The organism is Pontiella sulfatireligans (assembly GCF_900890705.1).
Taxonomy (GTDB): Bacteria; Verrucomicrobiota; Kiritimatiellia; order Kiritimatiellales; family Pontiellaceae; genus Pontiella; species Pontiella sulfatireligans.
In genome coordinates this window covers 544,434-556,793 of the sequence record NZ_CAAHFH010000003.1, presented here as the reverse complement: position 1 = coordinate 556,793, position 12,360 = coordinate 544,434, and the positions used below count along the sequence as shown (strand labels likewise).

Sequence of the window (12,360 nt, the reverse complement as noted above, 5' to 3'; positions counted from 1 at the left end):
TTTCATCCGAGGTCTGTTCTTAAACACTTAAAACCTAATTCATAAAACAGATGCCGGATATCATCCAAATCTACACCGATGGGGCGTGCAAGGGAAATCCTGGGCCGGGGGGCTACGGCGTGGTGCTCATTGCCAACGGCAACAAGCGTGAGCTGTCTGGCGGATTCCGCAAAACCACCAACAACCGCATGGAGCTGCTCGCCTGCATTGAAGGGATCCGCTCGTTGAAGCATCCGTGCGCGGTGGTGCTGACGAGCGACTCAAAATATGTGGTGAACGCCATGGTCAAAGGCTGGGCCAAAAAGTGGCGCTCCAGAGGGTGGATGCTTTCGCCGTCGAAGGCCGCCAAAAACCCCGACCTCTGGACGCAGCTGCTCGATTGCTGCGACGAACATAAAGTTGAATTTAAATGGGTGAAGGGGCATAACGAGCATCCAGAAAACGAGCGGTGCGACGCGCTCGCCGTGGCGGCCTCGCAGGGCAAAAACCTGCCGGCCGACCTCGCGTTTGAAAATCCAGACGCCGCGCTGCCCGAAGGCGACCTGTTCAGCCTGTAGAAACAATAAGGAATACCATGAAAAAGACATTTGAACTGACCCATCCCAAGATTAAGTACGCCCGTTTAGTTGACGGTGCAAAACACGACGTTCGGAAATACATCAAGCGGGAGCGTCGCAAGGAGCTTCCGAAAGGCGTCGATTTCTGGGATTTCGACTGCAAATTCGGCGACACCGAGGTTGAGGCAAAGGTGGTTCATTTGTCGGAGCTCGACAAATGCATCAACGATGTCGAAGCGCGCGGCCTGCTTTCGTTTTACGTGGAAATTCTGGCAAAAGAGGGCGTCCGCGCCAAGCCGGCTGGAGAAGAAGCGGAGCCCGAGGCGGCTGCTCCGGTGGAGCCGCCGAAGCCGGTGCTCCCCAAATTAAAAACCTTCGGCGAGGACTAACTGATAACGGAAGTGCGGCAGAGCGCCGGGTGGGGCACCCGGCCTACACGAACCGTTGAGCATGTAGGCCCGATGCCCTCATCGGGCGTGCGCGGAAACTGACACGGAAGTCCTATGCAAAACAAGAAACCCTTCAAGCAGCCATCCAAAAAATACCATCCCAAGGGGCTGGAGATCCTTTATGAGGATTGGGACATCCTCGTCGTGAACAAGACGAACGGGCTCTTGACGGTCAGCACCGAAACGGAGCGGCAAAAAACGGCGCAGTATCTCCTTAACGAATATGTTCGGAAAGGAAACTCCAAATCAAGCGCCCGGGTATATGTCGTCCACCGCCTGGACCGCGACACCTCCGGGGTTCTCGTCTTTGCCAAGAGCGAGAAGGTCAAGCGCTTCTTTCAGCGCGAATGGACGAACTTCACAAAAATTTACTATGCCGTTGTCTGCGGAACGCTAAAGGAAAAGTCAGGAAAGATTACCTCCTATCTCGTCGAGAACAGCGCCCAGAAAATGTATTCCGTATCCGATCCGGAAAAAGGCAAGCTGGCCCAGACCTTGTATAAGGTCTTAAAGGAGTCTGCCAAGTACAGCCTGCTGGAAGTCCGTCTTTTGACGGGCCGGAAAAACCAGATCCGCGTGCATATGGCCGACCAGGGCTGCCCGGTGGCGGGCGACACAAAATACGGCCGGCAGCGCAACAGCGCCAAACGCCTTTGCCTGCACGCGACGTCCCTTTCCATCGTGCATCCCTTCTCCAAGGAACCGATGACCTTCGAAACCGAAATGCCCGCCTATTTCAACACCTTGATGAAGTAGGCGCGCCTGCTCTTGATTCATGAGAGAGGATTGCCGTGAAGAGGTGCAAGAGGCACGAAGACGGCAGAGGCTCTTGTTGGAGGGGATGCGTTTCATCGCATCCGGCCCTGCGCGGGAATCTCTGTCCACGCAGGCGACGATGAAACGCTGCGCTCCATAAAGGGATTGCCGGGCCGGTTCCGTAGCGCCGGATTGGAATCCGGCGCCACATTTATTGCAGCCGTCGTAACTGCTCAGGAGGAATCTGAAGCACAACGGTTCAGGGCACAGGCAGATAGGCGCTGCTGCGTCGTGTAGGCTCCGGTCCCCCGACCGGGCGTTCGGCGGAGCGGTGTGGAGGACGGCGCGGACGCGCGCCGGGTGGGGCACCCAGCCTACATCAATCGTCACTGGTTAGCGCCTGAGGTAGAGCTTGGCGCAGCCGATGGCGTCGGAGAGGGCTTCGTGGTGCGTGAGGTGGATGCCGAGCCGGTCGCAGCAGCTGTTCAGCTTGTACGGCACGTATCCCTTGGCCTTGTAGATGCGCATGGTGCATTCCCAGCGGTCGGCCAGTCCGAGCTCGCCGTAGTGCAGGTCGTAGTATTCCATCGTGCGCTTTAAGACCGAACGGTCGAACACCTCGTTATGCGCGACGATGGTGCGATTCTGCAAACGACTTTTTATGTTGGGATAGAGCTCTTCAAAGGTCGGAGCATTGATGGTGTTGTGCGGGCGGATGCCGTGCACAGCAATGTTCATGCCGAAGTAGGCGTTTCCCGGTGGCTGGATCAGCGAATAAAACTCTTCGGTGATTGCGCCGTTTTCCACGGTAACTATGCCGACGGCGCACGCGCTGTCGCGCTTGCCGGTGGCGGTTTCAAAATCGATGGCCGTAAAATTCATTGAGTCAATGTATCCGCTTTTCGACTTAGGGGAACAATTTTCTTTGATTTTCACGGAAAGTCCGGTCGACGGCACCTTTTCAGCCGGCGGACATGGACTTGTTTTGGCAGGCATAGAGGCGAGACGGTTGGCGTGTCCGTGCATTCCCGGCAATGTCACAGCGAATCTGCTGGATCGCATCCTGAAAGGTCAGGCTTGTCGTTAACGGTGAATACAACGCCAAAGATGCCGGCAACGATCATCGCCAAGGAGAGGCCCGCGTAATATAGGGTGGATTTCAAGGAAAGCAGAAGGTATGTAGCGGCGGACAGCACGGTCCACGAAAAAAATATGCCGAAGAATATGCCATTCGCTTTTCTGCGCATCTTGAAGTACAGCTTCGGAAGTGTTGCCCCGGGGCCTTCTTCCTGCTTGAATTTTTTCAAGGCCCGCTTGATTTCGATACCTTTCCTGAGCTTCATTCCAGCAAAGCCGCACACGCCTGCGTACAGCGCAAAGAGAATATACGGCACCATTTCTTTTGAGATTCTAACAAGATGTTCGGCCATGGTTTCGTCTTTTCTTTTCGTGTGGAAAATCCACGAGCCGTTTTCGTTGTTCCGTTTCCACAGGTTCTTGAGGTTGTCTTTCGTTGAAGGGTTGGCATTGAAGGTGCCGGCGGCGTGGAGCGCCAGCGGGAAATCTTTGCCGACGGAGCGGACAATGACATTGTATCCGTGGTTTCCCTTTGCATAGGAGCGAACGAGGGTGAATACCTTTCCATCACGGGTGCAGTACAATTCCTCGATTTCGGTCGGATTCAGCACAAGGTTTTTTATAAAGCCTAGTTCTGTTTTTTTCTTTGAGGTCAGCTCCGTATACTGATGTTCTTCTATCTTGGTTCCGATGTCCTTGAACCACTTGGTTCCCATGGCTTGCAGTTTTCCAGTATTGATTTTGCGGTTGGTCTTTATCGAATAGACAAAAACAATCTTGGTTTTGTCGGGGGAGAATGCTTTTAGCTTCCGGAGGGTGGTGGAGACGTTGTCCTGCTCAATCGTCCACGTGTTCGGCAGGCTAATACTGTAATGGTAGTCCTTGTCTGTGATCAGGTTTTCATGGATTTGCGGCGGCGGCGTTTGGGCATATGAAACGTTCAGCAACGGGAGTAAAAGCAGCATTGGGAGCATCGTTCGGTTCATTTTTTCTCCATTTATCAGGCGTTGCGCGCGGACATTTTTCATCCACTGAGGGGGGCTGTCACTTCTTCGGTTTGCGAGACGTTTGCATTCGGACGTAGAGCCCGGTCAGCCCGGGATCCTTTTTGTGCATGTATTCGCGCTCCGCCTTGCGGGCAAGATTCAGGTCTCTCATCAACTGTTTGAATGCGGGATCTGTATTCATCAGGGCCGCCTTTTCCGCTGCGCCCTTGGCATTGGTCCGGAACGCTTTGGGATAGGCGGCTTTAAGATTGGCGTCGATGGCCGCCCGCTTCTGAACCATGGCCCGGAAAGAAGGATCGTTCTCCATCAACTCCATACGCAGCTTCGATTCGCCCGCCCGCCACGCGTCTTTGGGATTCTTGTGCTCGATGCCCGGCCGTTTCGCCTGGGTTTGGGCGAGCTTGATGCGACGCGCGTTCCAGTCGCTGCGCAGCGTGCCTTCCCACACTTTCACATGGTCGAACGAGGCCGAGTCGCCAAGAACCGGGAAGCCGATGCTTGTGCGTTCCTGGTCGATATAGCTGTGCGCACCGAGAATGAAGGCCTGGTCGTCGATACGGGCGAGCATTTCCTTCCCATGGTATTCCACCAGCATCGTGTACCACTTGCCCGGTTCGAAGGTGCAGGTGCATTCGCCGAGGATGGCCGAAAAGTCCGCCGGATCTTTTTTGTTGAGGTCTTTCCTCATGGCGAAGCTGTCCGGAGTGAATACGATGCGCGAGTTATGCCCGCCGTCGTGGTTCATGCTCAGCGAAAATCCCGGACTGCCGTCAAAGCGGAAGTCGAACTGGATAATCACATGCCGCATCGATGCTGCTCTTCGGATCGCCGCCGCATGGTGGTCGTCCGCCCGCTCCACGCCCTTCAGCGCGCCGTTTTCAACCACCCACGTTCCTTTGGCCGAACTCCACACTTGCGGATCGAGCGCGCCCGAAAAATCCTCCGCAAATACTACGGCGCCTTTTTCCAGCATCCACGGCTTCATTTCTTTGGCTTGCGTATTCAAAAGCGCCGCCGAAAAAATAGCCGCCAGCACAAACGTAGTCGATCGCTTCATTTTGTTTCCCCTGTTGCTTTCAAAAGCGACGCGGTGCGCCCATCGATATTGGACAACCCGCGGGCGACACCGCTTTTCGTGCGCAAAGCGCGGTGCCTTCCAGTTCCCGCCGCACTCCATAAAATTACCGCACTCCAGAAAGTCATTCGCCACCTTGTCGCGCCAAAGACTTTTTCTGAACCAATGACTGGCAGAAGTGATTAATGCGGGGTATAATGGCTACTAATTTTGAAGCGTATGTCTTTTAGGGAACGGCTACAGGGGATAGGGGAAATGCAGAAAACATCATTTCATAGGACTGACCCCATTTTCTATTTTGACCCCATTTCCCGGCGAGTCAGGCAAGGTACAAGGCACAGCGGCTGAGCTTTGACGTTAGGCAAATGGAGAATCAATGGAAACGAATGAAACGCCAATTCTGATCGCGAGGTTCCGTTCTGCACACTCTGCAGGGGTACGTGCGCTGAACGACTTCAGCAAGAAGTCTAATCGTCGGCCATTTATTGCGCGGGCAAAGAGCGCCCTTCAGGCGCTTTACGGACTCAAGGCACCCATTGTGCGCAAGTACGTGAAAGCTAACACCATCAAAGGACTGCGTGAGATTACGGAGGATCAATACACGGCGCTGTTCGTGGAATTTGAGCACATCTTGAACTACCTCGAGTTCATATCTGGACAGGAGCTGGCAAACCCAATGTCTCAGCCATCAATCCCACCAGCAGGGAAAAATGTTTTCATCATTCACGGTCATGACGAATTGAATACACACCGTCTTCGATCGCTTCTCCAAGACAATTTTGGTCTCAACCCTGTCGTCATGATGAGCAAGCCCGGCATGAGCCGGGCATTGCTCGATAAATTCGAGCATACGGCATCCGCCTGTGCCCTGGCCTTTGCCCTAATCACGCCAGATGACGAGATTGCTAACCACGCCACCCCCTACCACCAAGCCAGACCCAATGTGATTTTCGAAGCGGGTTGGTTTGTGGGTCGTCTTGGTATTCCCCGTGTCTGTCTCCTCCTCAAGGACGGAGCAACAGTGCAATCGGACATTGATGGAATTTCTAGAATCCAGTTTCAAAACAACATCGAAGAGAAAGTGTTGGAAATCCAAAGGGAACTTGAAGCCATTGGGTTGGCATGAAAACAGGATTGCCTAACCACCATTAAGCGCGTTCACTCTATCGCTGGCTCCGTCGAAGGGGTCAGTCCTTTGATATTGGTGCGAGGAAGAAGTGAAGAGCAAATGACCTCATATCAAAAATGGATCGAAGTGAATAAATGAACAGCAACTCGGAAATCCTTATCTACCAGAATCCCGATGGGAAAATCAGTCTTGATGTGCGCTTGGAGGATGAGACGGTCTGGCTGACGCAGGCGCATATGGCGGTGTTGTTTGACTGTTCCTCTGACAATATTTCGCTGCACCTGAAAAATATATATGAAGAAGGTGAATTGGAGCGTTCGGCAACTACCGAGGATTTCTCGGTAGTTCGTCAGGAAGGGAATCGAGCAGTTAATCGAACCCTGGCGTTTTATAACTTGGATGCGATTCTTTCCGTTGGCTACCGAGTCAAAAGCCAAGTGGCCACCCGGTTCCGTATCTGGGCGACCCAGCGGCTTAAGGAATACATCGTAAAGGGATTTGCGCTAAACGACGACCGGTTTAAGACGGGGCAGTCGATGCTCTACTTCGACGAACTGCAGGAACGCATCCGGGAAATCCGCCTTTCGGAACGGTTTTTCTACCAGAAGATCAAAGACATCTATACGACCAGCATCGACTACGACCCTGCGTCGGATCAGACCCATGAATTTTTCAAGGTGGTTCAGAACAAGCTGCTGTGGGCGATCAGCGAACAAACCGCCGCGGAACTGGTCTATCGGCGTGCGGACGCGGCGCTCCCATTGATGGGTATGAAGTCGTTCGACAAAGCAGATGCGAAAGCCATACGTAAAAGTGATGTCAGCATTGCCAAAAACTATTTAGCGGAAAGTGAAATCAGGCTGTTGGGGTTGCTGGTGGAGCAATACCTTGCCTTTGCCGAAACGATGGCGCAGCAGCATACCCCGATGTACATGAAGGATTGGGCGGATCGGCTGGATTCCATCATTCAGCTCAACGGCCGGGAGCTGCTGGATCATGCGGGAAAAATAAGCCATGCGGTGGCGGTGGAAAAATCTGAACTGGAATACAAGCACTTCAAGGATGAGCAGACGCAGTTGGAGCGTGAAAACAACCTGCGTGAACTTGAAAACGACTTGAAGTCGCTCACGGCGAACAACGCGTCGCAAAATGACGGGCCAGATCCGCATTAGCGGTCTTATGAACGGCGTGGGGCCGGATTGCCATTTCATTGCTTTCGTTCCTCAAGCCTCGGTGAAACGCTCCCGCTGGTCACTATTTGCTTCGCAAATTATTTTCGCTACGCTTAAGCGCGTCCAATCCGGCGCCTTCTGTGCGCAGGGCGCCGGATTGGAATCCGGCCCCACGCTCGTCTCCGTCTTCTTTTTCGCGTGAATTCCGGTTGGCGCTCCTGTAGATTGCGCGCTTCATTTTTGGAGCCGGTGAAACCGGCGGTTAATCGTTAATGGGTATTAGGGATCAGGATTGACTTCTCTGTGCATCGGACGATTAACGAATAACTCTTAACAAATAACTGGTTTTAACTATGGCAAAGCAGAAGAAAACGGCGGTTACGCCGACCCGTGACGAAAACTATCCAGAGTGGTACCAGCAAGTGGTGCGTGCCGCCGAATTGGCGGAAAACAGCGATGTGCGCGGCTGCATGGTGATCAAGCCTTGGGGCTATGCCCTATGGGAAAACATTCAGCGTGGACTGGACAAAATGTTCAAGGATACGGGGCATGTGAATGCCTATTTCCCGCTGTTTATCCCTTTGAGTTATCTGGAAAAGGAAGCGGAGCATGTAGACGGTTTTGCCAAGGAGTGCGCTGTCGTGACGCATCATCGGCTGGAGCAGGGCGACGACGGCAAGCTGCATCCGGCCGGCGAGCTGGAAGAGCCGCTGATTGTACGTCCGACCTCGGAAACGATTATTGGCGCCACCTATGCCAAGTGGGTGGAGAGCTACCGCGATCTGCCGATTCTGATCAACCAGTGGGCCAACGTGGTGCGCTGGGAAATGCGCACGCGCCTGTTCCTGCGTACCGCTGAGTTTCTATGGCAGGAAGGGCACACCGCCCACGAAACCGAAGCGGAAGCATTGGAAGAAACCCGCAAGATGCTCGATGTCTACCAAACCTTCGCCGAAGAATTCATGGCGATGCCGGTGCTGATAGGCGAAAAGACGGCCGGCGAGCGTTTCCCGGGCGCGGTCAACACGCTGTGCATCGAGGCCATGATGCAGGACCGCAAGGCGCTTCAGGCGGGAACGAGCCACTTCCTCGGCCAAAACTTTGCGAAGGCGTCGGGCATTCAATACAGCAACCGCGACGGCGCCAAGGACTATGCATGGACCACGTCGTGGGGCGTTTCGACCCGTTTGATCGGTGGCATGATTATGACGCACGGCGACGACGACGGCATGATTATGCCGCCGCGCTTGGCGCCGAGCCACGTGGTGATTCTGCCGATCATCCGCAACGAAGAGGACCGCGAGTCGATTTTGGCCTACTGCAACGAGCTGGCCTCCAAGCTGCGCGAGAAACGTTTCCACGAACGCGATGTGGAAGTGGTCGTTGACGCCCGCGACATTAATGCCGGTGAAAAGGGCTGGAGTTGGGTCAAAAAGGGCATTCCGGTCCGTGCCGAGGTGGGGCCGCGCGATATGGCGAATAATTCCGTGTTTATGGTGCGCCGCGACACCGGCAAGAAAGAGGGCGTCGATAAGGATGCTTTCGTGGACGGCATTGTCCAGACCTTGGAAGACATCCAGCAGGGACTGCTGCAGCGGGCGCTCGAGCATCGGGCGGCGAATACGAAGGAAATCGACTCTTACGATGAATTTGTGCAGTTTTTTACGCCGGAAAACAAGAATCGCCCGGAGGCGCACGGCGGATTTGCCATGAGCCATTGGTGCGACGCCGCGGAATGTGAAGACAAGATCAACGACGAGCTTTCCGTAACGATCCGAACGGTTCCGTTCGACCGCGCGGAGAGTGGGGCGGGCGAGTGCATCTGCTGCGGCAAGCCGAGTGCCGGACGCGTGGTGTTTGCGAAGAGTTATTAACGAGTGACGATTGAGGCGTGAAACGTGAATGAGTGATCACGCTTCGCGTTTCACGAATCACTTCTTTGGAATTGCCGATTCCGCCGAGGTGCACTAGATTGTCCCGAATTATGCGAATCTCTACTTATTTCTTAATGGCGCTGGTTGCGGTGCTTTCTTTTTCTCCCGTGGCATCGCGTGGCGTGATGGAGCCTTTGAATACCGGTTTAAAGGGCCTGTCTGACGGGAAGAGCTCCCCGCCCGAAAGCGTCTATATGGTTGAAGAGAAGGGGCGCGGCACTTGGCGGGTGATGTTCGACAAGAAAATGGCGACGTCGGCGGAGCAGTGGAAATATGCGCGGGACACGCAGAGCAAAGGCCGGCTGAAAAAGGCGGACCGCCGCATGCTGTATCTCGTGCGCCGCTGGCCGAACAGCCTGGAAGCGCCTTGGGCGGCCCGGGCCCGGGCGGATATGCTCTATGCGCGCGGCAAGGCGAAAGAGGCGTTTGAGGAATACCAGAATCTGATCGATAACTATTCCAGCCGCATGCGCGACTATAGTTCGGTGTTGGAGAATCAGTTTGAGATTGCCGTAAAGATTATGGAGCGCAAGCGTATGCGCTGGCTGTTTGGCGGCTACCGCGCGCCGGAATACGCCGTGGACTATTTTGAAAAGGTGATCCGCAATGGTCCGCAGTGGGTGCGGGCGCCGGAAGCGCAGTTCATGATTGGGCAATGCTATGAGCATGCCGAGGATCTGGAGCTGGCGATTATGTCTTACGGCGTGCTGGGCTATCGTTATCCGGAAAGCAAGCATGCGGAGGAAGGCGCTTGGCGACAGATCAACTGCCTGAAAGAGTTGAGGGAGAGGTATCCCAATAATTTGGATACGCTGGACCGGACGTTGACCGCCACGACGGTGTTTTTGTCGACCTATTCCGATTCTGCCCGGAAGAATGAGATCATTCAGCTGCGCAACCAGTTTTACGAAATCAAGGCCGGCAAGGTGTATCAGGAAGCCCGTTTCTACGCCAAGGTGCCTAAGCAGCCGGCATCCGCCATCATCTATTATAACGCGCTGCAGGAGGAATATCCTTTGAGCGTGCTGGTTCCCGAAGCCCAGGAGCGCATCGGCGAGTTGGAGGCGCTGATGGCTATGCCGGAAGATACCGCTGCCGTCGCGCCGCGTTCGCGGCCGCTGCCATGGTTCGGAAAGGAAGCGGGAAATGAGGAAAGCTAGGCTCACGCTTGTTTTCCTGGTTGTGGCTGGTGCGGCCTCCTTGGCTCTGGCTTCCGGCATCGACCTGCCCGAAACCATTCCCGATGAACCTTTTGACCTGCAAGCCTCCCGGTTGGAGTATACCAATGGAACCATGATTGCCAGTGGCGGCGTGACCGGACGCTTTGAGAACGTGATGCTTAGTGCCGACATGGTATCGGGCAACCCCGACACCGGCGACCTGCACATGGAGGGCGATATCCATTTCGAACGCGACAACGTGGTTTGGCAGGGAACCGAGTTGAACTACAACTACATCACGCAGACCGGTGATTTCGGCCCGTCCGCCTTTGAATTTGATCCGGTCTTGATGAGCGTTGATCACGTTGAACGCGTTTCGACCAATGAATACCTGCTTAAAGGCGCCACCTTCACCACCTGCCCAGAGGAAAAGACGCACTACCATTTGCGGGCCAGAGAGGCCTATTTGGTGGATGAACGCTACATCAAAGCCAAGGGCGTTACGGTCTATCTGGGTAAAGTGCCGGTGTTCTACCTGCCGTACTGGCGCCAGGATCTGGAGAAAAGCATCTTTAGCTATCGGGTGGGCTATGGCTCAGAATGGGGGGCGTTTGCCTTGATCCGCGCCACAGTGCCGGTGAATAAGAATATCGACTCCCTTACCGACGTCAACCTGTATGCGAAAAGAGGCGTGGGGTTGGGGCAGGGCTTTGCTTGGGACTATCCCAATTCGGTCGGTGAGTTTTCTGCGTTCCACCTGTATGACCAAGACCCTTACACAAAGTTTGACTCTGAAGAAGCACGCGACCAGATCGATCGCGACCGGTACCGCTTGAAGCTTGAAGAGCTTTACAACTTTACGGACACGGCCTACCTGAACACCAAATGGAACTACCTCAGCGACCCCGCCGTGCTGGAGGAATTCTTCAAATCGGAATACCGCAAGAATCCGCAGCCCGAAAACTATGCGTCGCTGGTGTATGGAAACAGCTATGTGGGAACAGAGGCTTTTGTCTCCACCCGGCTGAACGATTATTATGACAACCTGAACCGGGTTGAGTATTCCGCCGACCTCTACCGCACCAAGCTCGGCAACTCCCCGTTTTATTTCCAGTCCGAAAACTCCGTGGCCTATCTTGATCGTGTTTACGGGGAAACCAACAACGTCGACAGCGCCTACAACTCGTCGCGCGTCGATTCCTACAATGTTTTGAGCATGCCCCAGACCTTTGGGTTCCTCAGCGTCGTGCCGCGCGCAACCTACCGGGCTACCTATTACTCGGATTCCACCGCGTACAACGGCGGCAGCGAAGAGGTGCGGCAGATTCCGGGCGTAGGAATGGAGGTTTCGTTCCAGGCCAACAAGGTGCTTTCCGATCGCGAGCGGTGGTACGGCAAAGGGCTTCGCCACAAGATGGAGCCTTACGTCGACTACATCTACGCCCAATCCACGACTTCCACCAACCGGTTGCTGCAATTCGACGACGTCGATACGCTGGATGATGAAAACAAACTCAAGATCGGCTTGCGGAACGTGCTGCAGACCAAGCGCGACGGAAAGCTGTCGCGTTTTATTGATCTTGATGTCTTTACCTACTACCTCATCGATAAGAACGGTGCGGAAGATACGTTTTCTCCGCTGTTCCTTAATGCCCGCATGCCGTTGACCAAGCGGACCATGGTTGATCTGGAGGGCGCATACGACTGGAACAAGAACGAATTCCCCTATTTCAATACACGCGCCTCCCATGAGTCGGACGACATTACCTATTCGTTGGAGCATCTCTACCAGCAGGGCGAACGCTCCCTCTGGACTTCAAGGATTGAACTGTTTCCTGAGGCCGACACCTCCTTCGAGGCCTACTGCCGCTACGACCACCACGAAAACGACATCGAAGAAGTTGCCGCCATTGCCTATAAAAACTTTTGCTGCCTGCGCTACGGCCTGGGAGCCCACTTCTATGATGACAATGAATTCCAGGTCATGTTCTCCATCGGCCTCTCTGCTTATCCGGGCATCGGCATCGGAAGCGGTCTTTAGTCT

The 12,360-nt window shown here is 54.5% G+C and carries 11 protein-coding genes; 8 read left to right on the top strand and 3 right to left on the bottom strand.

Annotated features, from left to right (window positions below; genetic code table 11):
- Window positions 1-41: 41 nt before the first annotated feature.
- The 3 genes from rnhA (at window position 42) to SCARR_RS26720 (ending at window position 1,762) form a co-directional block, all read left to right on the top strand.
- Complete coding sequence (gene rnhA / locus SCARR_RS26730) at window positions 42-557, top strand: ribonuclease HI (RefSeq protein ID WP_407984931.1); 516 nt, start codon at window positions 42-44, stop codon at window positions 555-557.
- A gap of 17 nt (window positions 558-574) precedes the next feature.
- Window positions 575-946: a DUF6172 family protein gene (locus tag SCARR_RS26725; RefSeq protein ID WP_222846483.1), complete on the top strand. Its 372-nt coding sequence runs from the start codon at window positions 575-577 to the stop codon at window positions 944-946.
- A gap of 114 nt (window positions 947-1,060) precedes the next feature.
- Entirely contained in the window at window positions 1,061-1,762 is a 702-nt protein-coding gene (locus SCARR_RS26720; RefSeq protein ID WP_136065579.1) for an RluA family pseudouridine synthase, read from the top strand.
- Window positions 1,763-2,155: 393 nt separating this feature from the next.
- On the opposite strand, the gene SCARR_RS26715 is transcribed toward SCARR_RS26720, so the two are convergent.
- The 3 genes from SCARR_RS26715 to SCARR_RS26705 form a co-directional block, all read right to left on the bottom strand.
- Window positions 2,156-2,644 carry a 3'-5' exonuclease gene (locus tag SCARR_RS26715; protein WP_136065577.1) on the bottom strand — a complete coding sequence of 163 codons (489 nt, stop codon included), beginning with the start codon at window positions 2,642-2,644 and terminating at the stop codon, window positions 2,156-2,158.
- A 155-nt stretch (window positions 2,645-2,799) separates the two neighbouring features.
- Window positions 2,800-3,825: a hypothetical protein gene (locus tag SCARR_RS26710; RefSeq protein ID WP_136065575.1), complete on the bottom strand. Its 1,026-nt coding sequence runs from the start codon at window positions 3,823-3,825 to the stop codon at window positions 2,800-2,802.
- 58 nt (window positions 3,826-3,883) lie between these two features.
- The gene (locus tag SCARR_RS26705) at window positions 3,884-4,903 is read right to left on the bottom strand and encodes a hypothetical protein (protein WP_136065573.1); all 1,020 of its coding nucleotides are present in this window, start codon (window positions 4,901-4,903) and stop codon (window positions 3,884-3,886) included.
- A 394-nt stretch (window positions 4,904-5,297) separates the two neighbouring features.
- On the opposite strand from SCARR_RS26705, the gene SCARR_RS26700 reads away from it, so the two are divergent.
- The 5 genes from SCARR_RS26700 to SCARR_RS26680 all read left to right on the top strand — a co-directional run bounded on the left by SCARR_RS26700 (window position 5,298) and on the right by SCARR_RS26680 (window position 12,357).
- Window positions 5,298-6,047, top strand: a complete 750-nt coding sequence (locus tag SCARR_RS26700) for a TIR domain-containing protein (protein WP_136065571.1) — start codon at window positions 5,298-5,300, stop codon at window positions 6,045-6,047.
- A gap of 137 nt (window positions 6,048-6,184) precedes the next feature.
- On the top strand, window positions 6,185-7,222 hold the full coding sequence (locus SCARR_RS26695; protein WP_136065569.1) for a virulence RhuM family protein: 1,038 nt from the start codon (window positions 6,185-6,187) through the stop codon (window positions 7,220-7,222).
- A gap of 353 nt (window positions 7,223-7,575) precedes the next feature.
- Window positions 7,576-9,096, top strand: coding sequence for a proline--tRNA ligase (gene proS, locus SCARR_RS26690; RefSeq protein ID WP_136065567.1), 1,521 nt, complete (start codon window positions 7,576-7,578; stop codon window positions 9,094-9,096).
- A 98-nt stretch (window positions 9,097-9,194) separates the two neighbouring features.
- Complete coding sequence (locus tag SCARR_RS26685; RefSeq protein ID WP_136065566.1) at window positions 9,195-10,316, top strand: tetratricopeptide repeat protein; 1,122 nt, start codon at window positions 9,195-9,197, stop codon at window positions 10,314-10,316.
- Entirely contained in the window at window positions 10,303-12,357 is a 2,055-nt protein-coding gene (locus tag SCARR_RS26680) for an LPS-assembly protein LptD (RefSeq protein WP_136065565.1), read from the top strand. Before SCARR_RS26685 ends, SCARR_RS26680 begins: the two co-directional genes overlap by 14 nt.
- Window positions 12,358-12,360 lie beyond the last annotated feature (3 nt).

Excerpts from the sequence above, each read along its gene's own strand:
- SCARR_RS26695 (WP_136065569.1), top strand. The coding sequence starts at position 6,185 with ATGAACAGCAACTCGGAAATCCTTATCTACCAGAATCCCGATGGGAAA.
- SCARR_RS26680 (WP_136065565.1), top strand. The coding sequence starts at position 10,303 with ATGAGGAAAGCTAGGCTCACGCTTGTTTTCCTGGTTGTGGCTGGTGCG.
- SCARR_RS26725 (WP_222846483.1), top strand. The coding sequence starts at position 575 with ATGAAAAAGACATTTGAACTGACCCATCCCAAGATTAAGTACGCCCGT.
- SCARR_RS26715 (WP_136065577.1), bottom strand. The coding sequence starts at position 2,644 with ATGAATTTTACGGCCATCGATTTTGAAACCGCCACCGGCAAGCGCGAC.
- SCARR_RS26720 (WP_136065579.1), top strand. The coding sequence starts at position 1,061 with ATGCAAAACAAGAAACCCTTCAAGCAGCCATCCAAAAAATACCATCCC.
- SCARR_RS26705 (WP_136065573.1), bottom strand. The coding sequence starts at position 4,903 with ATGAAGCGATCGACTACGTTTGTGCTGGCGGCTATTTTTTCGGCGGCG.
- SCARR_RS26700 (WP_136065571.1), top strand. The coding sequence starts at position 5,298 with ATGGAAACGAATGAAACGCCAATTCTGATCGCGAGGTTCCGTTCTGCA.
- SCARR_RS26710 (WP_136065575.1), bottom strand. The coding sequence starts at position 3,825 with ATGAACCGAACGATGCTCCCAATGCTGCTTTTACTCCCGTTGCTGAAC.
- proS (WP_136065567.1), top strand. The coding sequence starts at position 7,576 with ATGGCAAAGCAGAAGAAAACGGCGGTTACGCCGACCCGTGACGAAAAC.